The sequence below is a fragment of the uncultured Thiocystis sp. genome (genome assembly GCF_903866365.1).
GTDB lineage: Bacteria > Pseudomonadota > Gammaproteobacteria > Chromatiales > Chromatiaceae > Chromatium.
In genome coordinates this window covers 1-23,752 of sequence record NZ_CAIPNF010000035.1, presented here as the reverse complement: position 1 = coordinate 23,752, position 23,752 = coordinate 1, and the positions used below count along the sequence as shown (strand labels likewise).

Annotated in this window: 26 protein-coding genes; 14 read left to right on the top strand and 12 right to left on the bottom strand. The window is 64.0% G+C overall.

Features of this window, described 5'->3' with window-relative positions:
• Window positions 1–11 precede the first annotated feature (11 nt).
• The 6 genes from QZY07_RS01950 to QZY07_RS01925 form a co-directional block, all read right to left on the bottom strand.
• On the bottom strand, window positions 12–587 hold the full coding sequence (locus QZY07_RS01950) for a YggT family protein (protein ID WP_295399423.1): 576 nt from the start codon (window positions 585–587) through the stop codon (window positions 12–14).
• The gene (proC, locus tag QZY07_RS01945) at window positions 584–1,414 is read right to left on the bottom strand and encodes a pyrroline-5-carboxylate reductase (protein ID WP_295399422.1); all 831 of its coding nucleotides are present in this window, start codon (window positions 1,412–1,414) and stop codon (window positions 584–586) included. The genes QZY07_RS01950 and proC overlap by 4 nt, the downstream gene beginning before the upstream one ends.
• Window positions 1,415–1,473: 59 nt before the next feature.
• On the bottom strand, window positions 1,474–2,169 hold the full coding sequence (locus tag QZY07_RS01940; protein ID WP_295399421.1) for a YggS family pyridoxal phosphate-dependent enzyme: 696 nt from the start codon (window positions 2,167–2,169) through the stop codon (window positions 1,474–1,476).
• A gap of 6 nt (window positions 2,170–2,175) precedes the next feature.
• Window positions 2,176–2,799 (bottom strand): RdgB/HAM1 family non-canonical purine NTP pyrophosphatase, encoded by a 624-nt coding sequence (gene rdgB, locus QZY07_RS01935; RefSeq protein ID WP_295399420.1) that lies wholly within the window; start codon window positions 2,797–2,799, stop codon window positions 2,176–2,178.
• Between the two features lie 22 nt (window positions 2,800–2,821).
• The gene (gene rph / locus QZY07_RS01930) at window positions 2,822–3,538 is read right to left on the bottom strand and encodes a ribonuclease PH (protein ID WP_295399419.1); all 717 of its coding nucleotides are present in this window, start codon (window positions 3,536–3,538) and stop codon (window positions 2,822–2,824) included.
• Between the two features lie 223 nt (window positions 3,539–3,761).
• The gene (locus tag QZY07_RS01925; protein WP_295399418.1) at window positions 3,762–4,712 is read right to left on the bottom strand and encodes a serine/threonine-protein kinase; all 951 of its coding nucleotides are present in this window, start codon (window positions 4,710–4,712) and stop codon (window positions 3,762–3,764) included.
• A gap of 126 nt (window positions 4,713–4,838) precedes the next feature.
• Here QZY07_RS01925 and QZY07_RS01920 point away from each other — a divergent pair, with 126 nt between their 5' ends.
• The 10 genes from QZY07_RS01920 to QZY07_RS01875 all read left to right on the top strand — a co-directional run bounded on the left by QZY07_RS01920 (window position 4,839) and on the right by QZY07_RS01875 (window position 14,389).
• Window positions 4,839–5,705, top strand: coding sequence for a YicC/YloC family endoribonuclease (locus QZY07_RS01920; RefSeq protein ID WP_295399417.1), 867 nt, complete (start codon window positions 4,839–4,841; stop codon window positions 5,703–5,705).
• A 28-nt stretch (window positions 5,706–5,733) separates the two neighbouring features.
• Window positions 5,734–6,345 carry a guanylate kinase gene (gene gmk, locus QZY07_RS01915; RefSeq protein ID WP_295399416.1) on the top strand — a complete coding sequence of 204 codons (612 nt, stop codon included), beginning with the start codon at window positions 5,734–5,736 and terminating at the stop codon, window positions 6,343–6,345.
• Between the two features lie 17 nt (window positions 6,346–6,362).
• Window positions 6,363–6,665, top strand: coding sequence for a DNA-directed RNA polymerase subunit omega (gene rpoZ / locus QZY07_RS01910; RefSeq protein WP_295399415.1), 303 nt, complete (start codon window positions 6,363–6,365; stop codon window positions 6,663–6,665).
• Entirely contained in the window at window positions 6,666–8,999 is a 2,334-nt protein-coding gene (locus tag QZY07_RS01905) for a RelA/SpoT family protein (RefSeq protein ID WP_295399414.1), read from the top strand.
• A gap of 166 nt (window positions 9,000–9,165) precedes the next feature.
• Entirely contained in the window at window positions 9,166–9,582 is a 417-nt protein-coding gene (locus QZY07_RS01900; protein ID WP_295399413.1) for a DUF2384 domain-containing protein, read from the top strand.
• Between the two features lie 55 nt (window positions 9,583–9,637).
• Complete coding sequence (purK, locus tag QZY07_RS01895; protein WP_295399412.1) at window positions 9,638–10,792, top strand: 5-(carboxyamino)imidazole ribonucleotide synthase; 1,155 nt, start codon at window positions 9,638–9,640, stop codon at window positions 10,790–10,792.
• Window positions 10,789–11,307: a 5-(carboxyamino)imidazole ribonucleotide mutase gene (gene purE / locus QZY07_RS01890; protein WP_295399411.1), complete on the top strand. Its 519-nt coding sequence runs from the start codon at window positions 10,789–10,791 to the stop codon at window positions 11,305–11,307. The genes purK and purE overlap by 4 nt, the downstream gene beginning before the upstream one ends.
• A gap of 5 nt (window positions 11,308–11,312) precedes the next feature.
• Window positions 11,313–12,089 carry a Uma2 family endonuclease gene (locus QZY07_RS01885; RefSeq protein ID WP_295399410.1) on the top strand — a complete coding sequence of 259 codons (777 nt, stop codon included), beginning with the start codon at window positions 11,313–11,315 and terminating at the stop codon, window positions 12,087–12,089.
• A 105-nt stretch (window positions 12,090–12,194) separates the two neighbouring features.
• A complete protein-coding gene (locus QZY07_RS01880) occupies window positions 12,195–13,232 on the top strand; it encodes a type IV pilus twitching motility protein PilT (RefSeq protein ID WP_295399409.1) in 1,038 nt (345 codons plus the stop codon).
• The gene (locus tag QZY07_RS01875) at window positions 13,232–14,389 is read left to right on the top strand and encodes a PilT/PilU family type 4a pilus ATPase (protein ID WP_295399408.1); all 1,158 of its coding nucleotides are present in this window, start codon (window positions 13,232–13,234) and stop codon (window positions 14,387–14,389) included. Before QZY07_RS01880 ends, QZY07_RS01875 begins: the two co-directional genes overlap by 1 nt.
• A 43-nt stretch (window positions 14,390–14,432) precedes the next feature.
• Here QZY07_RS01875 and QZY07_RS01870 read toward each other — a convergent pair whose 3' ends face one another.
• From QZY07_RS01870 to QZY07_RS01850, 5 genes are read right to left on the bottom strand one after another with little or no spacing between them, the layout of a single operon-like run.
• Window positions 14,433–15,725, bottom strand: coding sequence for a dihydroorotase (locus tag QZY07_RS01870; protein ID WP_295399407.1), 1,293 nt, complete (start codon window positions 15,723–15,725; stop codon window positions 14,433–14,435).
• The gene (locus QZY07_RS01865; protein WP_295399406.1) at window positions 15,718–16,716 is read right to left on the bottom strand and encodes an aspartate carbamoyltransferase catalytic subunit; all 999 of its coding nucleotides are present in this window, start codon (window positions 16,714–16,716) and stop codon (window positions 15,718–15,720) included. The genes QZY07_RS01870 and QZY07_RS01865 overlap by 8 nt, the downstream gene beginning before the upstream one ends.
• Complete coding sequence (pyrR, locus tag QZY07_RS01860) at window positions 16,713–17,366, bottom strand: bifunctional pyr operon transcriptional regulator/uracil phosphoribosyltransferase PyrR (RefSeq protein ID WP_295399405.1); 654 nt, start codon at window positions 17,364–17,366, stop codon at window positions 16,713–16,715. The genes QZY07_RS01865 and pyrR overlap by 4 nt, the downstream gene beginning before the upstream one ends.
• Complete coding sequence (ruvX, locus tag QZY07_RS01855) at window positions 17,353–17,766, bottom strand: Holliday junction resolvase RuvX (protein ID WP_295399404.1); 414 nt, start codon at window positions 17,764–17,766, stop codon at window positions 17,353–17,355. Before ruvX ends, pyrR begins: the two co-directional genes overlap by 14 nt.
• An 18-nt stretch (window positions 17,767–17,784) precedes the next feature.
• Window positions 17,785–18,351 (bottom strand): YqgE/AlgH family protein, encoded by a 567-nt coding sequence (locus QZY07_RS01850; protein ID WP_295399403.1) that lies wholly within the window; start codon window positions 18,349–18,351, stop codon window positions 17,785–17,787.
• A gap of 148 nt (window positions 18,352–18,499) precedes the next feature.
• Here QZY07_RS01850 and QZY07_RS01845 point away from each other — a divergent pair, with 148 nt between their 5' ends.
• The 3 genes from QZY07_RS01845 (at window position 18,500) to QZY07_RS01835 (ending at window position 20,907) form a co-directional block, all read left to right on the top strand.
• Complete coding sequence (locus QZY07_RS01845) at window positions 18,500–18,808, top strand: hypothetical protein (protein WP_295399402.1); 309 nt, start codon at window positions 18,500–18,502, stop codon at window positions 18,806–18,808.
• Window positions 18,809–19,031: 223 nt separating this feature from the next.
• Complete coding sequence (gene ribF, locus QZY07_RS01840) at window positions 19,032–19,997, top strand: bifunctional riboflavin kinase/FAD synthetase (RefSeq protein WP_295399401.1); 966 nt, start codon at window positions 19,032–19,034, stop codon at window positions 19,995–19,997.
• Window positions 19,998–20,022: 25 nt separating this feature from the next.
• Window positions 20,023–20,907, top strand: a complete 885-nt coding sequence (locus QZY07_RS01835; RefSeq protein ID WP_295399400.1) for an ATP-binding protein — start codon at window positions 20,023–20,025, stop codon at window positions 20,905–20,907.
• Between the two features lie 154 nt (window positions 20,908–21,061).
• Here the strand turns inward: QZY07_RS01835 and mtnA are convergent, their stop codons facing one another.
• Entirely contained in the window at window positions 21,062–22,135 is a 1,074-nt protein-coding gene (gene mtnA, locus QZY07_RS01830; RefSeq protein ID WP_295399399.1) for an S-methyl-5-thioribose-1-phosphate isomerase, read from the bottom strand.
• Window positions 22,136–22,203: 68 nt separating this feature from the next.
• Here mtnA and QZY07_RS01825 point away from each other — a divergent pair, with 68 nt between their 5' ends.
• Window positions 22,204–23,520, top strand: coding sequence for a TRZ/ATZ family hydrolase (locus QZY07_RS01825; RefSeq protein WP_295399397.1), 1,317 nt, complete (start codon window positions 22,204–22,206; stop codon window positions 23,518–23,520).
• The last annotated feature ends 232 nt before the right edge of the window (window positions 23,521–23,752 follow it).

Genomic DNA, 23,752 nt, shown 5'->3' with positions numbered 1-23,752 from the left:
CCATTCAGCCCTCAGAAGGGACTGCCGACGATCCATTTGAGCGGCGGAATCAGCAGCATGTTGAGCAGGGTCAGACCGATGATGACCAGCATGGGCGAGAGGTCGATCCCGCCAATGGGTTTGATCAAGCGTTGCGCCGGTTGCATCACGGGATCGGTGAGCCGGTTCAGCAGCGCGACCGCCGGGTTGTAAGGATCGGGACTGACCCAGCTCAGGATGACCCGGATCAGGATCGCGAACAGAAAAAGATTGATGAAGAGTTCGACGACGCTTGGGATCGCCCAACCGAAGGCCATCAAGGGCGAGCGATCAATGCCGAGCAACAGCGCCAGAATCCCCAGCTCGACGGTCGCGAGCAGCCAGACGAGCACCAGCGCGGCCAGATCCATCCCGCCATAACCGGGGATGATCTGACGCAGCGGACGCAGCACGGGCGTGGTGACCTTGACCACGAACTGCGAGATGGGATTGTAGAAATCCGCCCGCGCCCATTGCAGCAGAAACCGGATCGCCACCACGGCGGTATAGAGCCCGAACAGGGTCTGGATCAGGAAGACAAGCGGGTCGAGCAGATAGGAACCGGTCATGGTTGCTCCGAGAGGGTCTGTGAGATTTCGGCGGCCCGATCGCGCGCGGCCCTAGCGGCGCGTGCCACGAGCGCGTGCAGATCGGCTTCCTGAAAGACCGCGAGCGCGCGCTCGGTGGTACCCCCCGGCGAGGTGACCTGTTCGCGCAACCGGGACGGCGGAGCGGCGCTTTCCATCGCCATCTTGGCCGCGCCCAGGGCGGTCTGGATGGTTAGCAGACGCGCGGTCTGCGGGTCGAGTCCAAGCTCGATACCGGCCTCTTCCAGCGCTTCCATGAAGAGAAAGAAATAGGCGGGACCGCTGCCGGAAATGGCGGTCACCGCATCGATGCGGGCCTCGTCCTCGACCCAGCGAACGAGTCCGACGGCACGCAGGATGGTCTCGGCGCGATTGCGGCCCTCGGCGTCAACCTCCGGACTGGCGTGCAGTCCGATGGCGCCGGTCTGCACCATCGCCGGGGTGTTCGGCATGGCGCGCACCACCGGCAGCGGGGCGCCAAACCAGCGCTGCATGGCCTGCTCGGGGACGCCGGCCATCACCGAGATGATCAGTGGTCTGGCGGCAACCACCGCCGCGGCGATGTCGGTACAGACCGCGGCGGCCATCTGCGGCTTGACGCAGAGTACGAGCGTGTCCGCGTTGGCGATGGCCTCGGCGTTATTGGCGAAGGCACGCACACCGAAGCTGGCCTGAAGCGTCTCGCGCCGCTCCTGACTCGGATCGGCGACCTGGATGGTATCTGGCGCGTGGCCGTCGGCGATCAGGCCGGCGATCAGGCCGGCGGCCATGTTGCCGCCACCGATGAAGGCGATTCTGGCTGTGGTCATATCAACCCCGGAAACGTGAAACGGAATGGGCGGCACGATGCTTGATCGACGCCTGATGCTCAATTATACGGGCGCGGCCCGAAGATCGCCGTGCCGATGCGAACGAAGGTCGCCCCTTCCAGAATCGCGGCCTCCAGATCGTCGGACATCCCCATGGACAGGTCGGAGAGCGGCCGCGCCGGCGTGGCGAGTCGATCGCGCAGGTTGCGCAGCGCCTCGAAGGGTTGACGCCGCACCGCTTCATCCTCGGCTGGGGCAGGCAGGGTCATAAGTCCGCGCACGCGCAGACCGGGCAAAGTCTCGCAGACGTCGAGCAGATCGGCAACCGCCGCCGGATCAATGCCGTCCTTGCTGGACTCGCCGCTCAGATTGACCTCAAGACAGACCTTCAGCGGCGGGGCGTCGGCGGGGCGCTGCTCGCTCAGGCGACGCGCATGCGCGGGATCCGCCAGGCTGTGCACCCAGTCGAAATGGGTGGCGATCTGACGGGTCTTGTTGGCCTGCACGCGGCCGATAAAATGCCATTCGATGTCCAGGTCGGCAAGCAGGGCCATCTTGTCGAGCGCCTCCTGGACATAGCTTTCGCCGAAGGCGCGCTGCCCAAACCGATAAGCGGCGCGGATGGCCTCGGCGGGTTGCTTTTTGCTCACCGCGATCAGTGCGACTTGCTCGGGAGGGCGACCCGCGCGCGCGCAGGCGGCCTGGATGCGCGCGCGCACCTGTTGCAGATGGGATTCAATGTTTGCAGCGATCATGAGGTTTCAAGCGCGAAGCCGTTGCACGTCCAGCAGATCGTGCAGTTGCCGCAGCGCCTGACCCCGGTGACTGAGCCGGTTCTTGGTCTCGGGGTCGAGTTCGGCGGAACTGCAACCGTGCGTCGGGACGAAAAAGATCGGATCGTAGCCGAAACCATTCGCACCGCGCACATCGGTCAAAATCACGCCCTCCCAGGTTCCCTGGCAGATGAGCGGCGTCGGGTCGAAGGCATGGCGCAGATAGACCAGCACGCACTGAAAACGAGCCGTCCGTTCGGCTTCGGGCAGACCTTCAAGATCCTTCAGCAACTTGACAAGATTGTCCTCGTCGGAGGCGCCGACGCCCGCGTAACGGGCCGAGTAGATGCCAGGCGCGCCCTGTAGCGCGTCGACCTCCAGCCCCGAATCGTCGGCGATGGCCGCGAGTCCGCTGTATTGCGCGGCATGACGGGCCTTGAGGATCGCATTCTCGACAAAGGTCAAGCCGGTTTCCGCGACCTCGGGGACGCCATACTCGTTCTGCGGCACGACCCGGATGCGCGCGTCCGCGAGCAGTTGGCCGATCTCCCGCACCTTTCCCGGGTTGTTGCTGGCCAGGACGATCGACTCTCCGATATGCGATTGGCTCATCGAATGCTCCCAGGAAAATGTCTCAACCGACCAGCGCCGCGCGCTGCGCGGTCTGGATCTGGCGGATGCCCGCCGCACCCAGCGCCAGCAGGGCGTCGAGTTCCTCGCGGCTGAAGGGCGCGCCTTCGGCGGTGCCCTGGACCTCGATAAAGCGACCCTCGCCGTCCATAATCAGATTCATGTCGGTCTCGGCGGCGCTATCCTCGGCATAGTCCAGATCGAGCACGGGGACGCCGTTGTAGATGCCGACCGAAACCGCTGCGACCTGCGAATGGATGGGGCTGGCCGCCAGTTCGCCGCGCGCGAGCAGCCCGTCGATAGCGTCGCGCAGCGCGACCCAGGCGCCGGTGATGGAGGCGGTGCGGGTGCCGCCATCGGCTTGCAGCACGTCGCAATCCAGGGTGATCGAGCGTTCTCCGAGCGCCTTCAGATCGACAGCCGCGCGCAACGAGCGACCGATCAGGCGTTGAATTTCCAGGGTGCGTCCGCCCTGTTTGCCCTTGGTCGCCTCGCGCTGGGTCCGTTGATCGGTGGCGCGCGGCAGCATCCCGTATTCGGCCGTGATCCAGCCCTTGCCCTGGCCTTTAAGGAAGGGCGGTACGCGCGCCTCGACGCTGGCCGTGCAGAGCACGCGAGTGTCGCCGCATTCGACCAGCACCGAACCCTCGGCGTGGCGTGTGAAACCGCGAGTGAAACGGAGCGGGCGGAGTTCGTCGGGGCGTCGTTGCGATGGTCTCATGATGTCTCTGTGTTCAGTGATGTGGGCTAGGCAATTTCCAGGAAAATATACATCAAAATCAATACTTTAAATGGACAGGATTAACAGGATCGCCCAGGATGGACAGGATGGACAGGATGGACAGGATTTCATAAAACACTGTTTTTTAATCCTGTTAATCTTGAAAAATCCTGTTAATCCTGTCCATTAACCGCCTCTCCGTGGGTAGATGGTTTTCAGGAAATCACCTTGATGATTGAATTCCGTGGCTGTCGACCGATGCCGCCGGGGCCGTTTCCGTGAGTCGGGCAAGCTGAGTCTCGTCGAGGTGCGAGGACAGCACGGTCAGGAGTTGCGCGGCATCCTGGGGTCGCTCCGCGGGATCCATGCGGAGCGACCAGTCGACAGCCTCCAGCAGAAACGCCGGATAGCGATCCTTCAGCGCGACGGTGGCGGGGACGAGTGTATCCTCCTTTTGGCGCTCGGGCGCGGGCTGGGGGGTGCGACCTTCCATACAGGTGCGAATACTGGCGCCAACCGCGTAGACATCGGTCCAGGGACCGACCTGACCGGCCCGGAAGTATTGCTCCACTGGAGAATAACCGGCCGTAATCACCTGGCCGCCGCGTGTCCGGCCGCGATTGAGCGGATGGACCGCGCCCAGATCGAGCAGCAACGGCTGATTGCCATGACGCAGATGGATGTTGCCCGGCTTCACGTCCAGGTGCAGCATGGCGCAGCGATGCAGCAACGCCAGCGCATCCAGAATCGGCACGAAGACCTCCAGAATAAAGGTGGCGCTGAGCCCGCCCTTGCGTTCGTGCAGATAGGCGCCAAGATTGCGGCCGCGCTCGTTCGGCATCACCAGATAGCCGGTGTCGTAGGCCAGAATAAAGGCCAGCACCCGCACGATGTTGGGATGCTTCAGCGCCGCCAGCGCCTTGACTTCCTGGAAAAATAATTTCTTCCCGTGGTGGAGGTTTTCGGTATAGTCGGGATTGATCGGCACCACCCGCCGCGCGCTGTCGCGACACGCGATCTTCTTGGGCATGTATTCCTTGATCACCACGTCTTCGCCGCTCTCCTCGTCCTTGGCCAGATAGATGAGGCTGAAACCGCCCTTGGCGATCGGTTTGACGATTCGATAACAGCCCACCAGGGTGCCAGGGGGGAGACTCTCGCGGGCGGCGGCCATGATTGCGGGTGCGGATTTCCGGGCAAACGTTGATTGGATTCAACCGGTATAATAGACCCATCGCGCGCGGAGATGCCGCCGTTGCGTTTTTTTGCGCCCTGACCGACCCGAGAGACACTCCTCACTATGATTAAAAGTATGACAGCCTTCGCCCGCGAGTCCAGCGGCGGAGACTTCGGCGAGTTGACCTGGGAAATACGCTCCGTCAACCATCGCTATCTGGAATCCTATCTCCGCCTGCCCGAGGAACTGCGCGCGCTCGATGTCACCGTGCGGACGCGTCTGGCGGCCCGCCTGCAGCGGGGCAAGGTCGATTGCGGACTGCGTTATGTCCCGGCGGTCGGCGCCGTGGGCCGTCTGCGGATCAACCGCCCGTTCGTCGAGCAGCTGCTGGCGGCCGGGCAGGAAGTGGGACAACTGATCGGGTGCGGCGTCGAGCCATCCCCTTTCGAACTCCTGCGCTGGCCGGGGGTCATTCAGGAGCAGGAGCCGGATCTGGATCGGCTGACGACCGCGGCCCTGGAACTGCTGGAGGTCACGCTCGACGCCCTGCTCGCGACCCGCGAGCGCGAGGGCGCGCGGCTGGAGGTTCTGCTGCGCGATCGCTGCGACCGTCTGCTGGAAAGCGTGACGAGGGTGCGTGCGCGCATGCCGGATGTTCTTGGCGGAGTGCGCGAGCGACTCGCCGAGCGGCTCGCCGAATTGCGGGCCGAGCTGGATCCAGCGCGTCTGGAACAGGAAATCTCGCTCCTGGCCGCAAAACTCGACGTGGACGAAGAGATGGACCGGCTGGAGGCCCACGCGGCCGAGGTTCGGGATGTCCTGACCCGCGACGAGCCAGTCGGTCGACGGCTGGATTTCCTGATGCAGGAACTCAACCGCGAGGCCAATACCCTGGGCTCGAAATCCGCGGACGTGGCGGTGACGCGCGAGGCGGTGGAGATGAAGGTGCTGATCGAGCAGATGCGCGAACAGATCCAGAATCTGGAATAAACGCCGGCAACCGCGCGTGGAGAGCAGCATGAACGACGGAGTCCTTTTCATTGTCTCGGCCCCCTCGGGCGCCGGCAAGACCAGTCTGGTCAAGGCGCTGCTGACGCGCGACCCCGGTCTGTCGCTGTCGGTCTCCTGTACCACGCGGCCCGCGCGCGCGGGCGAGGAGGACGGGATCCACTATCATTTTCTCGATCAGGCCCGGTTTCGCCAAGCGCTTGCCGAGGGCGCCTTTCTGGAGTCCGCGGAGGTCTTCGGCAACCTCTACGGAACCCGTGAACTGGACGTGCGTGCCTGTTTGTCCGCTGGCCGGGATCTGATCCTGGAAATCGACTGGCAGGGCGCGCGTCAGGTCCGGGAGCGCTTTCCGGCGGCGGTGGGGATTTTCGTGCTGCCGCCGACCATCGCGGAACTGGAGCGCCGGCTGCGGGGCCGGGGCACGGACAGCGATGCGGTCATCGCGCGTCGCATGACCCAGGCGCGCGACGAGATGGCGCATTATGCCGAATACGATTATCTGGTGGTCAACGATCGTTTCGAGACCGCGCTCGACGCGCTCGCGGCGATCGCCACCGCCGAGCGGCATCGTCTGGCCCGCCAGCGACCGCGTTTGAGCGATCTGCTGGATCGCCTGGACTGAATTCACAGGAGAACACAATGGCAAGAATTACCGTCGAGGATTGTCTCGACCATGTCGATAACCGCTTCGATCTCGTCCTGCTCGCCACCAAGCGCGCGCGACAACTGGCGAATGGCGTCGAGCCCATTCTGCCCTGGTCGAACGATAAACCCACCGTGATGGCGCTGCGCGAGATTGCCGCCGGCCATATCTCCAATGCCATGGTTCAGGCGGCCCAGCGGGAGATGGACGAGACGGCGGCGGCCCTGGAACAGGCCATCGCGGAAGGCTTTAGCGTCGATCCCTCGGAACCGGAGCCGTCGGGAAATGCCCTCGACTGAGTGAATGACGTGCCCGCCTCGCAGGGACACATCGATGCAAAGGGTGCCGACCCCTTTTCCACCACGCCGCCGCCGCACAGCGCGAGCGCCCTGATCGCAGCCGGTTCGCGACCCATGCAAGCGGTCGCGGCGCCCGATGTCAGGGCCGACTTGACGCCCGACCAGGCGGCTGACAGCGAATCGCCGGCGCCGACCGCGCAACGCTATCTGATCAGCGACCTTTGCACCTATCTCGACGCTTACCTGCCGCCCGAGCAGGTCAGGGAGTGTTATCGCGCCTATATGTTCGGGGCCGAGGCGCACGCCGGACAGACACGCAAATCCGGCGAACCCTATATCTATCACCCGTTGGCGGTGGCGCGCATCCTCGCCGAGATGCGGATGGACTATAAATGTCTGATCGCGGCCTTTCTGCACGATGTCATCGAGGACACCGAGATCGCCAAGGAGCGGGTGGCCGAACTCTTCGGCGAGGATGTCGCCGAATTGGTCGATGGCGTCAGCAAGCTGACTCAGATCGATTTTAAATCGCGGGCCGAGGCCCAGGCGGCCAGCCTGCAGAAAATGCTGCTGGCGATGACGCGGGATATCCGGGTCATCCTGATTAAACTCGCGGATCGTCTGCACAACATGCGCACGCTCGACTCCATGAGCCCGGAGGCCTGTCGGCGCATCTCCCGCGAAACTCTCGACATCTTCGCCCCGATCGCCAACCGGCTCGGGATCAATCGGGTGCGGGTGGAACTGGAGGAACTCGGCTTCGCGCATTACTGGCCCTGGCGTCGCCGGGTCATCCAGCGCGCGTTGCTCAAGACCAGCGGCGCGCGCATCGAGATGGTCGGCACCGTGGAGACCGCGCTGAAACGCGCCTTGCAACAGGAGGACATTCAAGGCGCGGTCGAGGGGCGACGCAAGCATCTCTTCGGCATCTACCGCAAGATGCGCGACAAGTCGCGCGACTTCTCCCAAGTCGTCGACGTGTTCGCCTTCCGGGTCACGGTGGATCGGGTGGATACCTGCTACCGGGTGCTCGGTCTTGTGCACAACATGTACAAGCCGGTGCCAGGGCGTTTCAAGGACTATATCGCGATCCCCAAGGCCAACGGCTATCAATCGTTGCACACCGCGCTGGTCGGTCCACAAGGCATCCAGATCGAGATTCAGATTCGCACCGAGGACATGCAGCGGGTCGCGGAGTCGGGCATCGCGGCACACTGGATGTATAAGTCCGGTGGCCAGGCGGCCGCCAACCCCGCCACGCTGGCCGCTGACTGGTTGCAGAATTTGCTGGAAATGCAGCGCGAAGCGGGCAATTCGGTCGAGTTCCTGGAGCATGTCAAGGTCGACCTCTTTCCGGGCGAGGTGTATATTTTTACCCCCAAGGGACACATCCTCAGCCTCAAACGCGGCGCCACCGTGGTCGATTTCGCCTATGCGATTCACTCCGACGTGGGTAATAGCTGCGTGGCCGCGCGGATCGACCGGCGGATGGCGCACCTGAACACGACCCTGCGCAATGGCCAGACCGTGGAAATCATCACCGCGCCTGGCGCGCGACCGAATCCCGGCTGGCTCAATTTCGTGGTGACGGCCAAGGCGCGGGTCAATATCCGCGGCTATCTCAAAAATATCCGGCATCTCGAAGCGCAGAACTTTGGGCGACGCCTGTTGAGCGCCGAACTCGCCGCCTTCAAGACCGACGTCGATCGAGTCGATCCGCTACGCCTTGCGGCCTATCTGGAGAATGGCCATCTGCGCGGCATCGAGGATCTGTTCGGCGAGATCGGTCTCGGCAATCGTCTGGCCACTCTCGTGGCCCGTCGTTTGGTTGGGGTCGAGGGCGACGAAGCCGCTGGCGAGACGCGTCAGGATCGGGATCTCCACCCCCACCGGCTTGCCATCCGGGGGACCGAGGGCATGGTGGTCAGCTTCGCCCGCTGCTGTCGCCCCATCCCCGGCGATGACATCACCGCGCTCTTCAGTCCGGGCCGCGGCATCGTGGTCCACCGCGCCGAGTGCCGCAACCTGGGCAGTCTGGACGGCAAGCGCGACAAGCGTCTCGACGTGCAATGGTCGGACCATCCCGAGGGCGAATACCCCACCGAGATTCGGGTCGAGATCGGCAATCGCCGCGGCGCCCTAGCCGTGGTTGCCGGGGCGATCGCCGAACAGGGCTCGAATATCGAGAACGTTCTCTCAAAAGAAAAGGACGGCATGACGACCGATCTGGAGTTTCTGATCCTGGTCCACAGCCGCGCCCACCTTGCCCGCATCATGCGCCGCCTGCGGCAAATCCCGCTGATCACCCGGATTGTGCGCGTCGCGCGCTCCTGAACCGCCCATCCTGGTCCAGGACGTTGCGATCGCTGGGGATTGTATCGATCCACGCGGGTTGGAGCCGCCACGGTTAACGGTTGCAACCAAGATGCCGCGACGCCAACTACAGGCCGATAAGGCCACTGGCGCATCCCGCGCTGGCGTTGTTGAAGGGTGATCCCCCATGAATGAAATCTCACGCGACGAGCGTCTTTCCGCGACCCGGCGCACCATGGATCTCCTGCAGGGCTGGGGGTTAGGCGCCCGCGAGATTGCCGTGATCCTGCAACTCCCGGAGACCGTCAAGGCCCGTCATATTGGCCGCTTTTGCGATGGCGAGCCATTCCCCGACGATCCTCTGGTGAACCGTCGGATCGACTATCTTTCCCGGATCGAGGAGGCCTTGCACACCTTTTTTCCCCGCAATCCGGAGATGCGTCATCTGTGGGTCAAGCGGGCGAACAAGCGCTTTGGGCAGCGCGCGCCGGTGTCGGTGATGGTAGAGGATGGCGAGAGCGGCATGATCTCGGTACTGTCCCATCTGGATTGCACCTTTGCCTGGGATCTGACCGGCTCGAAGACGGACTACGCCCAAACCTGAATCATCCGCGCGCCAAGGGCTTTCCATTTTTACCGAGAAGGCAGAAGATTGCGTCATGGACGCATTCCCACTCCCCCTTGCCCGTATCGGCATTATTGGCGGCGGTCAACTTGGCCGCATGATGGCCAAGGCCGCGAAACGACTCGGCTGTACCTGCGTGGTGCTCGATCCGACTCCCGGCTCGCCGGCCGGGCAGGTCGCCGGGCATCAGATCGTCGGTCACTATCATGACCCGGCGAAACTGCGCGAACTGGCCGAATCCTGCGATGTCACCACCTTCGATATCGAGGATATCGACACCGACACCCTGATCCAGCTCGTCCGCGAAGGTCACAATGTCCATCCCTCGCCCAAGGTACTGGCGCTGATCCAGGACAAGCTGACTCAAAAACAGGCGCTGGCGGAGGCCGGAATCCCCACCGCGCCCTTCATCCCCATGCCGGAGCCCAACCCCGAAGCCTTTGCCGACTTCGGCTATCCGCTGGTGCAGAAGGCGCGTCGCGGCGGCTATGACGGGCGCGGGGTGGCGATCATGCACACGCCCGCGGACTATCGGCAGCACCTGCCGGTTCCCTCCCTGGTCGAACGCTTCGTCCCGGCCGCGAAGGAACTGGCCGTGCTGGTGGCGCGGGGGCTGGATGGCGACTGCCGGAGTTATCCCGTGGTGGAGATGTGTTTTCGTCCCGGCGAGAATGTGCTCGACATGCTGCTCGCACCGGCGAACCTTCCCGCCGAGACGGCCGCGGCCGCCGAGAAGCTCGCCGTGCGGACACTGGAAGTGCTGGGCGGCGTCGGGATCTTTGGCGTGGAGATGTTCCTGACCAGGGACGGCGATCTTCTGGTCAATGAGGTCGCCCCACGCACCCACAATTCCGGCCACCACACCATCGAGGCCAATGTCACCGATCAGTTCGAGCAGCATCTGCGGGCTATCGTCGGTCTTCCGCTGGGGTCCACGGCGCAATTGTCGCCGGCGGCCATGATCAATCTGCTCGGCGCGCCCGGACATCGAGGCCGTCCCGTGATCAAGGGCATGGCGGAGGCGTTGGCGATTCCCGGCGTCTGTCTGCATCTGTATGGTAAGGCCGCGACCGCGCCCTTCCGCAAGATGGGTCATGTCACGGTGCTCGATCCGGACATCGAGACTGCCCGCCGCAAGGCCGAGCGCGTGCGCGATCTTATCGAAATTTCCGGAGAGGACCATCCATGAACCAGTCAGCAAACCATGGTCTGCCCCTGGTCGGGATCATCATGGGCAGCGATTCGGATCTGCCGGTGATGCGCGAGGCCGCCGACATCCTGGCTGAATTCGGCGTGCCGTATGAAATGACCATCGTCTCCGCGCATCGCACGCCCCGCCGACTCTTCGAGTATGCCGAGTCGGCCGTGGACCGCGGGCTGCGGGTGATCGTCGCCGGCGCGGGCGGTGCCGCGCATCTGCCGGGCATGGCGGCGGCCATCACCCCGCTGCCGGTGATCGGCGTGCCGGTGAAAAGCGCCTGTCTGTCCGGGGAGGATTCGCTGCTCTCCATCGTGCAGATGCCGCCCGGCGTGCCGGTGGCGACGGTGGCGATCAATGGCGCGAAAAATGCCGGCATCCTCGCCGTCCAGATCCTCGGGGCCTCGGATCCCGTGATGCGCGAACGGATCGTCCGCTATAAACGCGATCTGGAGGCGCTGGTGATGGAAAAAGTGGCCCGACTGGAGCAAACCGCGCTGGAGTAACGACCATGAACCCTTTGTCCCGTATCGATCCCGACGATCCTTATCCAGAGAGTGATGGACAGCCCATGGCGGACAACACGGAGCAGTACGAATGGATCGTCCGGATCAAGGAAAACCTGGAGATCCTGTTCGCCGACCGGGCGGATGTCTTCATTGCCGGCGACCTCCTGTGGTATCCGGTCCCCGACCGCCAGATCGTCGGTCCCATCGCGCCGGATGTGCTGGTTGCCTTCGGGAGACCCAAGGGCAAGCGCGGTTGTTACAAGCAGTGGGAAGAAGACGGAATTGCCCCCCAAGTCGTCTTCGAGATCCTGTCACCCTCCAACAGCCGCAAGGAGATGGCCGACAAGCGAGACTATTACGAACTCTATGGCGTCGAGGAATATTACCTCTATGACCCGGACCGCAATCGCCTGGAGATCTGGCGCCGCGAGGACGGGCGACTGCTGTCGGTCTCCCATCTGAACGGCTGGGTGAGTCCGCGCCTGGGTATCCGTTTCGCTTTGCGCCCCGAGACGCTGGAACTCTTCGACCCGCATGGCCGGCCGTTCATGACCTCGGTCGAGCTGGCGCGCCACGCCGAGCAGGCGTGGGCGCGGGCCGATCAGGAACAGGCGCGAGCGGAGCAGGAACAGGCGCGGGCCGATCAGGAGCGGACGCGAGCGGACCAGGAACGGGCGCGGGCGGACCAGGCCAGCCAGCGCGCGGAGCGTCTGGCCGAACGCTTACGCGCGCTCGGCATCGATCCGGAAACACTCGACCCTGACACGCATCAGCATTGAACGCTGGAATTCGTGAACCGGTCGAAGGTTCCCGAGCCCGGATGCGTTTTCAATTCAGGCTCATTTTGCAGAAGCCGAACGGGCTGACCACCAACGGAGTGACGCGTGGATATCGCCGAACTACTTGCCTTCAGTGTCAAGAACAATGCCTCCGACCTGCATCTGTCGGCCGGGCTCCCCCCCATGATTCGGGTCGACGGCGACATGCGCCGGATCAATGTTCCGCCCCTGGAACATCGTTCGGTGCATTCGTTGGTCTACGACATCATGAACGACAAGCAGCGTAAGGATTACGAGGAATTCCTGGAGACCGACTTTTCGTTCGAGATCCCCGGCGTGGCGCGGTTCCGGGTCAATGCCTTCAACCAGAAGCGCGGCGCCGGCGCGGTCTTCCGGACCATCCCCTCGAAGGTGCTGTCGCTGGAGGATCTGAAGGCCCCGGCGAGTTTCAAGGACATCGTCGATGTCCCGCGCGGTCTGGTGCTCGTGACCGGGCCGACTGGCTCGGGTAAATCGACCACGCTCGCGGCGATGGTGGATCATCTCAACGACACGAAATACGAACACATCCTCACCATCGAGGATCCGATCGAGTTCGTGCACACCAGCAAAAAGTGCCTGGTCAATCAGCGCGAGGTCCATCGCGACACCCTCGGCTTCAGCGAGGCCCTGCGCTCCGCCCTGCGCCAGGATCCGGACATCATCCTGGTCGGCGAGATGCGTGATCTGGAGACCATCCGGCTCGCGCTCACCGCTGCCGAGACCGGGCATCTGGTGTTCGGCACCCTACATACAACCTCCGCAGCCAAGACCATCGACCGGATCATCGACGTTTTCCCTGCCGCCGAGAAGGACATGGTTCGCGCCATGCTCTCGGAGTCGCTGCGCTCGGTCATCGCCCAGACCCTGCTGAAAAAGACCGGCGGCGGCCGGATCGCGGCCCACGAGATCATGATCGGTACGCCTGCCATCCGGAACCTGATCCGCGAGGCCAAGGTCGCGCAGATGTATTCGGCGATCCAGACCGGTCAGGCGCACGGCATGCAGACCCTGGATCAGAATCTGAAAGAGCTGATGCAGAAGGGCCTGATCGCGCGCAAGGACGCCCGCTCGAAGGCGCAGAATAAGGACGATTTCATGTAATGGACCTCAAACGCGCGCTGGAACAACTGCTTGGCGCACTGGACGAAAAAAAGGGTTCCGACCTCTTCATCACGGCCGGCTGGCCGCCCAGTATCAAGATCGATGGCGCGATCTACCCCGCCGCCAAGCAGCCGCTCACCGCCGATCAGGCGCGCGGCATGGTCTACGAGATCATGAACGAACGCCAGCGCGCCGAATTCGACGACACCAAGGAGTGTCAGTTCGCGATCGACCGCTCGCCGCTCGGACGCTTCCGTGTCAGCGCCTTCGTCCAGCGCGATTCGGTTGGGATGGTGCTGCGACGTATCGAGTCCCGGATCCCCACCCTGGAAGAACTCAAACTGCCCTCGATTCTGCGCGATCTGGGCATGGTCAAGCGCGGCCTGGTGATTTTCGTCGGCGCGACCGGCACCGGCAAATCGACCTCGCTCGCGGCCCTGGTCGGCTATCGCAATCGCAAGAGCAGCGGACACATCATCACGGTCGAGGATCCGATCGAGTTCGTGCACGAGCACGACGGCTGCATCATCACCCAGCGCGAGGTGGGGGTGGATACCGAATCCTTCGAGGTCGCGCTGCGCAATACCCTGCGCCAGGCCCCGGATGTCATCCTGATCGGCGAGATCCGCACCCGGGCGACCATGGAATACGCCATCACCTTCGCCGAGACCGGCCATCTGGTGCTGGCCACCCTGCATGCCAACAATGCGAATCAGGCGCTGGACCGCATCATCAACTTCTTTCCGGAAGACTCGCGCGATCAGATGCTGCTGGATCTGTCGCTCAACCTCAAGGCCATCGTCGCCCAGCAGTTGGCGCCCCGCAAGAGCGGCCAGGGGCGGCGCGCGGTGGTCGAAATCCTGCTCAACACGCCGCTGGCCGCCGACCTAATCCGCAAGGGCGAGGTGAGCAAACTCAAGGAGTTGATGAAGAAATCCGGCGAGCAAGGAATGATCACCTTCGACCAGGCGCTCTTCAATCTCTACGAGGAGGGCGAGATCAGCTACGAGGACGCGATCCGCTACGCCGATTCGGCCAACGAGGTGCGACTCATCATCAAATTGCAGGGAGGCACCGCGCAACGGGCCGCGACCGATCGCACCATCGACGGCATCACGCTGGTGCAGGAGGAAGAGCGGAAACCGCCGCCGCGCTGAGCGGCGGCCCATCGCGCATCGGATGGGGTTTTGCCGCGCGCGATCAGCCCTGCTTCTCGAACACGACGCGACCGCCCAGTAGCGTCCAGACGACGCGCCCACGCATTTCCTGACCCAGAAACGGCGAATGATGGCCGCGACTGACCAGGGTCTCGGCGGTCGGAATCCAGGTCTCCCCAGGATCGAAGACACAGAGGTCGGCGGGATCGCCGGGCGCGAGCCGCCCCAGGTTGCGGCCCAGGATCGCGGCGGGGCCGGCGGTCAGCCGTTCGATCGCCCCGGAAAGATCCAGCACGCCCTCGGCGACCAGACGCAGCGCCAGCGGCAGCAGGGTCTCCAGGCTGGAGATGCCGGGCGCGGTCTCCGGAAAAGGCGCGAGCTTAGCGTCCGCGTCATGCGGCTGGTGGTCGGAGCAGATAGCGGCGAGGTCGCCTCTCGCGAGCGCGGCGCGCAAGGCGTCCCGGTCCGCGAGGGTGCGCAGCGGCGGGATCAGATGACAGTTCGCGTCGAAGCCGGCAAGATCCGCTTCGGTTAGAAAGAGCTGATGCAGACTGACATCGCCGCTGGCGTTTACCCTACGGCGGCGCGCCTCGGCCAGCATCGCCACCCCGCGCGCCGTGGAAAGGCCGCGAAAGTGAATGCGCGCGCCGGTCTGTTCGGCAAGCGCCAGATCGCGCGCGACCGCGACCGTCTCGCTGGCTTCCGGGATGCCGGGGAGTCCAAGTCGCGTGCTCATGCGGCCTTCATGCACGCAGCCGCCCTCGCCCAGATCCTGATCCCGCGGGTGGAGAAAGACCGTGAGCCCGAAGGTGGCGGCATACTCCAGCGCCCGGCGCTGTACCTGCGCATTGCGAATCGGCCGGTCGGCCTGGCTCAATACCGGACAACCTGCCTGCTTGAGCGCCGCCATCTCGGTGATCTTGCGGCCTTCCAAACCCTGAGTCACGGCGCCGGCCGGCAGGACACGGGCATATCCCAGACGTTCGGCGGTCTGATGCACGAGCTGCGCGACGGCTGGGGTGTCGATCACCGGCAGGGTGTCGGGCGGACAGCAGAGCGTGGTGATGCCGGAGGCGGCGGCGGCGCGGGTTTCGCTGGCGATGGTCGCCTTCTGTTCGTGGCCGGGCTCGCGCAGCCGGGCGCAGAGATCGACGAAGCCGGGACAGACGATCAGACCCCGCGCGTCGAGCGTGCGCTCGGGCCGAAAGCCTTCCGGGTCGTCACCGATGGCGAGCACCCGGCCCTCGGCGAGGTGCAGGTCGGCGATGCGGTCGATGCCGCTGGCGGGGTCGATCAGCCGCCCGTTGCACAGACTGATGCGGGATGCATTAACCATTGAGAAACTCGCCTCGCCCCTGGCTGTTCAGATTTTGGGTGCCGATGCACATCGACATCACCGCCATGCGCACCGCGATCCCGTTCGTCACCTGCTCCAGAATGACCGAGCGGGGACCGTCGGCCACCTGCGAATCCATCTCCACGCCCCGATTGATGGGGCCAGGGTGCATGACGATAGCGTCCGGGCGGGCACCGGACAGACGCTTCTCGGTCAGCCCGAACAGGTGGAAATATTCATGCTCGCTGGGCAGGAGCGCGCTATTCATGCGCTCGCGCTGGATGCGCAGCATGATGACCACGTCCACGTCGCGCACGCCTTCGCGCAGATCATGGAAAACGCGCACGCCAAAGGCTTCCTCGACCCGGCTGGGCAGCAGGGTGCGCGGGGCGATCACGCGAATCTCCGCGACGCCCAGGGTCGTCAGGGCATGGATCTGGGAGCGCGCCACGCGCGAGTGCAGGATGTCGCCCACGATGGCGACGCGCAGACTGGCGAAATCGGGCTTGTGCCGGCGAATGGTGAACATGTCCAGCATGCCCTGGGTCGGGTGCGAGTGCCGCCCGTCGCCGGCATTGATGATGCTGACATGCGGATCGGCATGCGCGGCGATGAAGTGAGCGGCGCCGCTGGTGGCGTGACGCACCACGAACATGTCGACATGCATTGCCTCCAGGTTGTGCAGGGTATCGAGCAGGGTCTCGCCCTTGGCGGTGGCCGAGGTGGAGATGTTGAGATTGAGCACATCCGCCGACAACCGTTTGGCGGCCAGCTCGAAGGTGGTGCGGGTGCGGGTGCTGTTCTCGAAAAAGAGGTTGGCGACGACCTTGCCGCGGCACAGCGGCACCTTCTTGACCGCCTGCTGGGCGACTCCGAGAAAGCCCTCCGCGCGATCCAGGATCTCGGTCAGAAGCTCCCGGCTCAGACCATCGATGGTGAGGAAGTGCTTGAGATGACCCTGCGCATCGAGTTGTGGATTCGGTGTGCTCATGGGCGGTTCGTTTCCGGATCGGGGCCTGGAGAGACGCGCGGATCCTCCTCGGGGTTTGACCGCGCGTCCTTGAGATCGCTCTTGCCCGCGGGTTTCCGGGGCGCCTGTCCCCGGAGCAGGATCAAGGGTGCGGGGCCACTGAGCTTGATCTGTTCGTCCCGGTCCAACCGCGCGCGTAATCCGACCACATCCGGGGCGATCGGCAACTCGCGCCCGGCACGCTCGGCCAGGGTCGCCAGAATCACCGAGGCCGGTCGACCGTAATCGAACAGGACATTGAGCGCGGCACGGATGGTGCGCCCGCTTTGCAGCACGTCGTCGACCAGGATCAGATGACGATCGTCGATCCCGACCGGCAGACAGGAGGGGCGGACCTGCGGATGCAGGCCGATCCGGGTGAAGTCGTCGCGGTAGAAGGAGATGTCCAGATGACCGAGCGGCTCGTGCAGGCCAAGCGCCCCATGCAGCCGTTCCGCGACCCAGACACCACCGGTATGGATGCCGATCATGAGTGGGTCGGCAATGCCCTGGCGAGCCAGCAGGCCGGTCAGTTCATCGACCATCCTGGCGATGGCGGCGTCGATCTCGGCGGCGTTCTTCCAGAGTTCGGTCCGCCCGAGAGCGGGCGTGCGGATGTCAAGGTTGCTCACAAAGCCAGGTTTCCAGGATAAGGGCCGCCGCGAGCGCGTCGACGGCTTCCCGGGTGGGCGGGGCGTGGCCGGGTCGCTCCAGGATCTGACGGCGGGCCTCGATGGAGGTCAGGCGTTCGTCGATCAGATGGACCGCAAGTCCGTAGCGACCCTGAAGCTGGCGCGCGAAACGGTGAACCCGCGGCGACCAGTCCACTTCGGTATCGTCCATATTAAAGGGGAGACCGACGACCAGCGCGCTGGGCCGCCAGTCGCGGATCAGCGTCTCGATCCGTGGCCAGTCCGGCTGTTCGTTCCGATGGCGCAGCGTGATCAGGGGGCTTGCCGAGCGTGTCACCATCTGGCCCACGGCCACGCCGATCTTACGGGTGCCGAAATCGAATCCCAACAGGGTCGTCATACGCGATCCGGACGCGGTTTACGCGTGACCGGCTTCGCCGCTCAGCAGGTTGAGATCCACCACGCCAAGCAATTGGGCGGCCGCTATCCAGCGCGCGCTCGATGGCATGCGGAAAATGATGTCATTGCTGGCCGGTCCGTTGAGCCAGGCGTTGGCGCCCATCTCCTGCTCCAGTTGACCGCCGCCCCAGCCGGCATAGCCCAACGCGATCAGGATTTGCTCAGGCCCCTCGCCGCTGGCGATCGCTTCGAGGACATCGCGGGAGGTGGTGACGCTGATATCGGGCGTGATGGCCAGGGTGGAATCGAAGGCCGGGCCGGCGGTATGGAGCACGAAACCGCGATCGGTCTGGACCGGGCCGCCCTGATAGACCGGCGTCTCGAGCACCCCGGCGCTCAAGGTCGTGATATCGAGTTGGGAGAGCAGGTCGCCGAGCGTGACCTCCAGCGGGCGATTGATCACGATGCCCATGGCGCCTTGATCGGTGTGCTCGCAGACATAGGTGACCGTGCGCGCGAAATTCGGATCCTGCAGACCCGGCATCGCGATCAGAAAATGGTTGGTCAGTGAGGTGCTGAATGGCATGGACGTTAGTATCCTGATCGGCACGCGGCGAGGCAAGTGTTGCCGAGCGGTATTCTGACCGATTACAGCTTTCAGCAACCATAAAGATAGTCCCTGCCAACTGCAAGTTGGATTCAGCCGCTGAATTCACCGCCAACGATGCAAAGCGATGTCTGAAGTCATGGATGCGCAGATTCTCAATGCCGGCGGCGGCCAGGATGCGATGGAAGCCCTTGATGGGAGTATTCAACGCTTTTCCCGTTACCTTACCCGGAAAACAGAGGGGTTGTCGGGTTGCTTGGGTTGCTTGGGTTGCTTTATCAGCAGCGTCAGCGCTTCTGGACTCAGCATCACCGTTCGCGACTTGCCGCTCTTGATGCGTCAGGCAACAACAGCGTTATCCGCTCAGAATCGACGTACTCCCACTTCGCCTGCAGGGCTGCTTCCCTTGGCATACCCGTCAGGTAAGAGAAACTGAAATCCAGATGCGCGGACGATGTTCAACACCGAGCTGCCCAGGAAGCCGCTGGAATGCCTGAAGCAGTAGACCAGTCAGCGTGACTGGCCGCTTGCCGCGTATACTTGCCCTGCTTAAACCGCGTCCATCATGATTAAACCGACTTTGACTGGGCCAAGTGTCGATGACGAAACCCTATCCGGCACATGTTGGTCATTGAGGCGGCAAATGATTTGGTAGTTTCATGAGACTGATTCGAGGCTTACATAACCTGCGCGCGGCCGATCGGGGCTGTGTCGCCACCATCGGCAACTTCGATGGGGTCCATCTTGGACATCGCGCCGTATTTCAGCGCCTGATCGCCCGCGGGCGCGAACTGGAACTGCCGGCGACCGTGATCACCTTCGAGCCGCAGCCTCTGGAGTTTTTCGCCCCCGCAGCCGCACCCGCGCGTCTGACGCGGCTGCGCGAGAAACTGGACGCCATTCGCAACGACTTGATCGATCAGGTAATGCTGCTGGCATTCGGCCACCGGCTCGCCGCCATGGATGCGCGGACCTTCGTGCAGCGATTATTGATCGACGGACTCGGCGTGCGTTATTTGCTGGTCGGGGACGATTTCCGCTTCGGCCAGAACCGCGCGGGCGACTACGGGCTGCTACACGCAATGGGCGAGGAAGCGGCCCGAAGCGGCGCGGGTTTCGCGGTCGAGAATCTCCACACCATCACCCATGGCGAGACGCGCATCAGCAGCACGCGGGTCCGCGAGGCACTGTCGCGGGGCGATCTGGAGCAGGCCCGGCATCTGCTCGGGCGACCCTATCGGATCGAGGGGCGCGTGGTTCATGGCGACAAGCGCGGACACGCCATCGGCTTTCCCACGGCCAACCTGAATCTGCACCGCCGCTTCAGCCCCCTGCGGGGCGTTTATGCCGTGGTCGCACACGGTCTTGGGCCTGAGCCGCGCGCCGGTGTCGCCAATATCGGCACCCGTCCTACCGTCAACGGCCAGGACTGCCGGCTGGAAGTGCATCTGTTCGACTTCGACGAAACCATCTACGGGCGGCACCTCCAGGTCGAATTCAGGCTCAAGCTCCGCGACGAACGGCGCTTCGATTCCTTCGACGATCTCCGACGCCAGATCCAGTTGGATGCGTCCGCCGCGCGGGTCTATCTGGGCGTGGCCGAACGCGAGAATGCGCCGCGCTGATCCTTCCCGCGGCACACAATTCGCCATGTCCAAAACCAAACACCTGATTGCCCGCGCGATGTCGCTCGTTGAGCGCCTGGAACATCTGCTCCCGACCGAAAGTCTGCCGCCGGACTGGTCGGCCCACGCCTTTCGCTGGCGCCGGCAGGCCGAACGCGGCTCGTTGCAGGCCGTGCATGCGCCGCATCGGATCGCGCTTGAAGATCTGCTGTGCCTGGAGTGGCAGAAGGAGGAAGTCGAGCGCAATACCCTTCAGTTTCTCGCCGGCAACCGGGCGAACAATGTCCTGCTCTGGGGCTCGCGCGGCACCGGCAAGTCGTCGCTCGTCAAGGCCGTTTTCAATACCCACCGTTACGCCGGGCTGCGCCTGATCGAAGTCGACAAGGACGATTTGATCCAACTGCCCGACATTCTGGAGCTGCTCGGCAATCGCCCCGAACGCTTCATTCTCTATTGCGACGATCTTTCGTTCGAGGCCAGCGAATCTGGCTACAAGGCGCTCAAGGCCGCGCTCGACGGCTCGATCACCGCGACCCCGGACAATCTGCTGATCTATGCCACGTCAAACCGTCGCCATCTGCTGCCCGAGTTCCACGCCGAGAACCGCGAGGCGCGCATCCTCGATGGCGAGTTGCATCAGGGCGAGTCGGTCGAGGAAAAGATCTCGCTCTCGGATCGCTTCGGTCTCTGGGTCGCCTTTCATCCCTTCAGCCAAGCGCAATACCTGACCGTTGTCCGTCACTGGCTCCGCCGACTCCACCACGCCCCGATTGATTGGTCGGCCTTGGCCTGGGAGTTAATCGAACGCGACGCACTGCAATGGGCGCTACAGCGCGGTTCGCGCAGCGGACGGACAGCCTGGCAGTTCGCGCTGGATTGGGCAGGGCGCGAGGAAAATCCGCTGCGTTAGGCGATTTTCGGAAAAGACTCGACCGATTTCCCGTTCGCCCTGAGTTTGCCAACGAACGTAAAATCCTCGGACTCGGAGCGTGAAGCCGTGCGTGGTTCGACCCTTCAAGTAGGTCCAGGATTCACCACGAACGGCTTCAGGCGAGGCGAATGTCTCAGCGCGCGGCCATCGCGCCATCCATCAGCGCTCGCATCTTCTCGGTCGTGGGATTCAGAACCACCCCGCGCTCGGTCACGATGGCGTCGACCAGCGCGGCAGGGGTCACGTCGAAGACCGGATTGCGGGCCATGCAGCCTACCGGCGCGAGACGCCGGCCGCCGCAGCTAAGCAACTCGTCAGGATCGCGTTCCTCGATCGGGATGTCAGCGCCTGAGGCAACGTCCATGTCCACCGTCGAGGTCGGCGCGGCGACCATCACCTTGATCCCGTGATAGCGGGCCAGAATCGCCAGCCCGTAGGTGCCGATCTTATTCGCCACATCGCCATTGGCGGCGATGCGGTCCGAGCCGACGATGACCCAACCGACCGAACCGCCCGCCATCAGGCTGGCTGCGGCGCCATCCGCCTGGAGGGTGACGGGGATGCCATCATGCATCAACTCCCAGGCCGTGAGACGCGCGCCCTGCATCCAGGGTCGGGTTTCGTCGGCGTAGACCCGCCCGAGCTTCCCCGCCGCGAAGGCGCTGCGCACCACACCCAGCGCGGTGCCATAACCACCGGTGGCAATGGCGCCCGCGTTGCAGTGGGTGACGATGTCCGTCGGACCTTCGATGAGCTCGGCCCCCAGGTCGCCTATGCGACGGTTCGCGGCCCGATCCTCTTCGTGAATTGCCAGCGCCTCGCGCAAGAGCGCCGGGGTCGGATCGGTCGTGTCCAGACGTTCGATCAACGCGCGCATGCGACGAATCGCCCAGAACAGATTGACTGCGGTCGGTCGCGAGGCGGCGAGGCGCTCCAGATCCGCCTCGATCGCCGTCTTCCAGCTGGCGCCAGCCGTCGCATGGGCCGCACGGCCGGCGAGGACCACGCCATAGGCCGCGGTGACCCCGATCGCGGGGGCGCCTCGGACGACCATCGCGCGAATCGCATCCGCGACCTCGGGCGCCTGCTGGTAGGACAGAAACTCCGCGCGATCAGGCAGCACGCGCTGATCGACCAGATACAGTCGATCCTCGTACCAGAGTGCGGCATCGTCGGGCGTCGGGATGGTGGGCTTGGTGGTGTTCATCGATGGCTCTATGTGGCAAGTTAGGCGCCATTCTCTCTTATTCGACGCCACAACCAAAGGATCGCGCGATGCAAGCCGAACTGTTGATCCATGCTCAATGGGTGCTGCCCGTAGACTGCGAGAATCGGCAACTGACCGATCATGCCCTGGCGATTGCCGACGGCCGCATCCTGGCCCTGCTACCATCGGATGAAGCGCGGCACTCCATCCAGGCAGAGCGAGTCATGGAACTAGAGGGGCATCTCCTGATACCGGGACTGATCAACGCGCACACCCACGCGGCCATGACCCTGATACGTGGTTTCGCTGACGACATGCCCCTGATGACTTGGCTGCATCAGCACATCTGGCCCACCGAGCGCCGCTGGGTCGATCCGACCTTTGTCAGGGATGGCACCCGGCTGGCGGTGCTGGAAATGCTGCGTGGCGGCGTCACCTGTTATAACGACATGTATTTCCATCCCGAGGTCGCCGCCCAGGTGACCGCCGAGGCCGGGATGCGTGCCGTCATCGGGATGATCGTGCTGGACTCTCCCATCGGCTATGCCACCGGCGCGGACGACTGCATCGCCCGGGGCCTAACGATTCAGGACCGCTATCGCGACCACCCGCTGATCCGTGTCGCCTTCGCGCCGCATTCGCCCTATGCAGTCTCCGATGCCCCACTGCGGCGCATCCGCACCCTCGCCGACGAACTGGAGGTACCGATCCATCTCCATCTCCATGAAACCCGCGATGAAATCGTCCAGTCGCTGCGCGACCATGGAGAGCGGCCGATCACGCGCCTGGATCGGTTGGGACTCATCGGACCGGGCCTGATCGCGGTCCACATGACCCAGCTCGATGACGAGGAGATCGCGCGACTGGCTAACGTCGGCGCCCATGTCGTCCACTGTCCGGAATCGAATCTCAAGCTAGCGAGCGGCTTCTGTCCCGTCGCGAAACTCCTGGCGGCGGGCGTCAACGTCGCCCTTGGCACGGACGGCGCGGCCAGCAATAACGATCAGGATCTGCTCGGGGAGATGCGTACCGCAGCCCTGCTCGGCAAAGGCGTGGCCGGCTCGGCTGCGGCGATTCCGGCAGCAACCGCGTTACGCATGGCGACTATTCAGGGCGCGCGTGCGCTAGGGCTTGAGGACGAAATCGGTTCGCTGGAGTCCGGAAAATCCGCCGATATCGTGGCCCTGGATCTGCGCGACGCACATACCCAGCCACTCTACCGTCCAGTGTCCCAGTTGGTCTATGCGGCGGGTCGGCATCAGGTGCGCCAGGTTTGGATCCAGGGTCGACAGGTGATCCGCGACGGCATGCCGACACGACTAGATCCGGTTGAGGTGATGGCGGCAGCGCAGGTCTGGGGCGAGCGGATCCGGGCTGCGGCGTAAACCGCATCCATCCTGGCCCATGCCCTTTCGCGTGATCGGACGCTGGCGGGCTTGTTCCGCGCGGCAGCGAGAGCGTCCTTGCGCGTCGTGGGGCGGCGGATCGCGTCTGGGTGGTTATGCTTTTCGTGTGCGCAAAGCAACACCCCCGTCCTTTGGCAAAGACGGGGGTGTTGGGGAGAGGGCCCTGGCGGTAACCTACGTTCGCATGGGGAGGCCCCACACTAGCATCGGC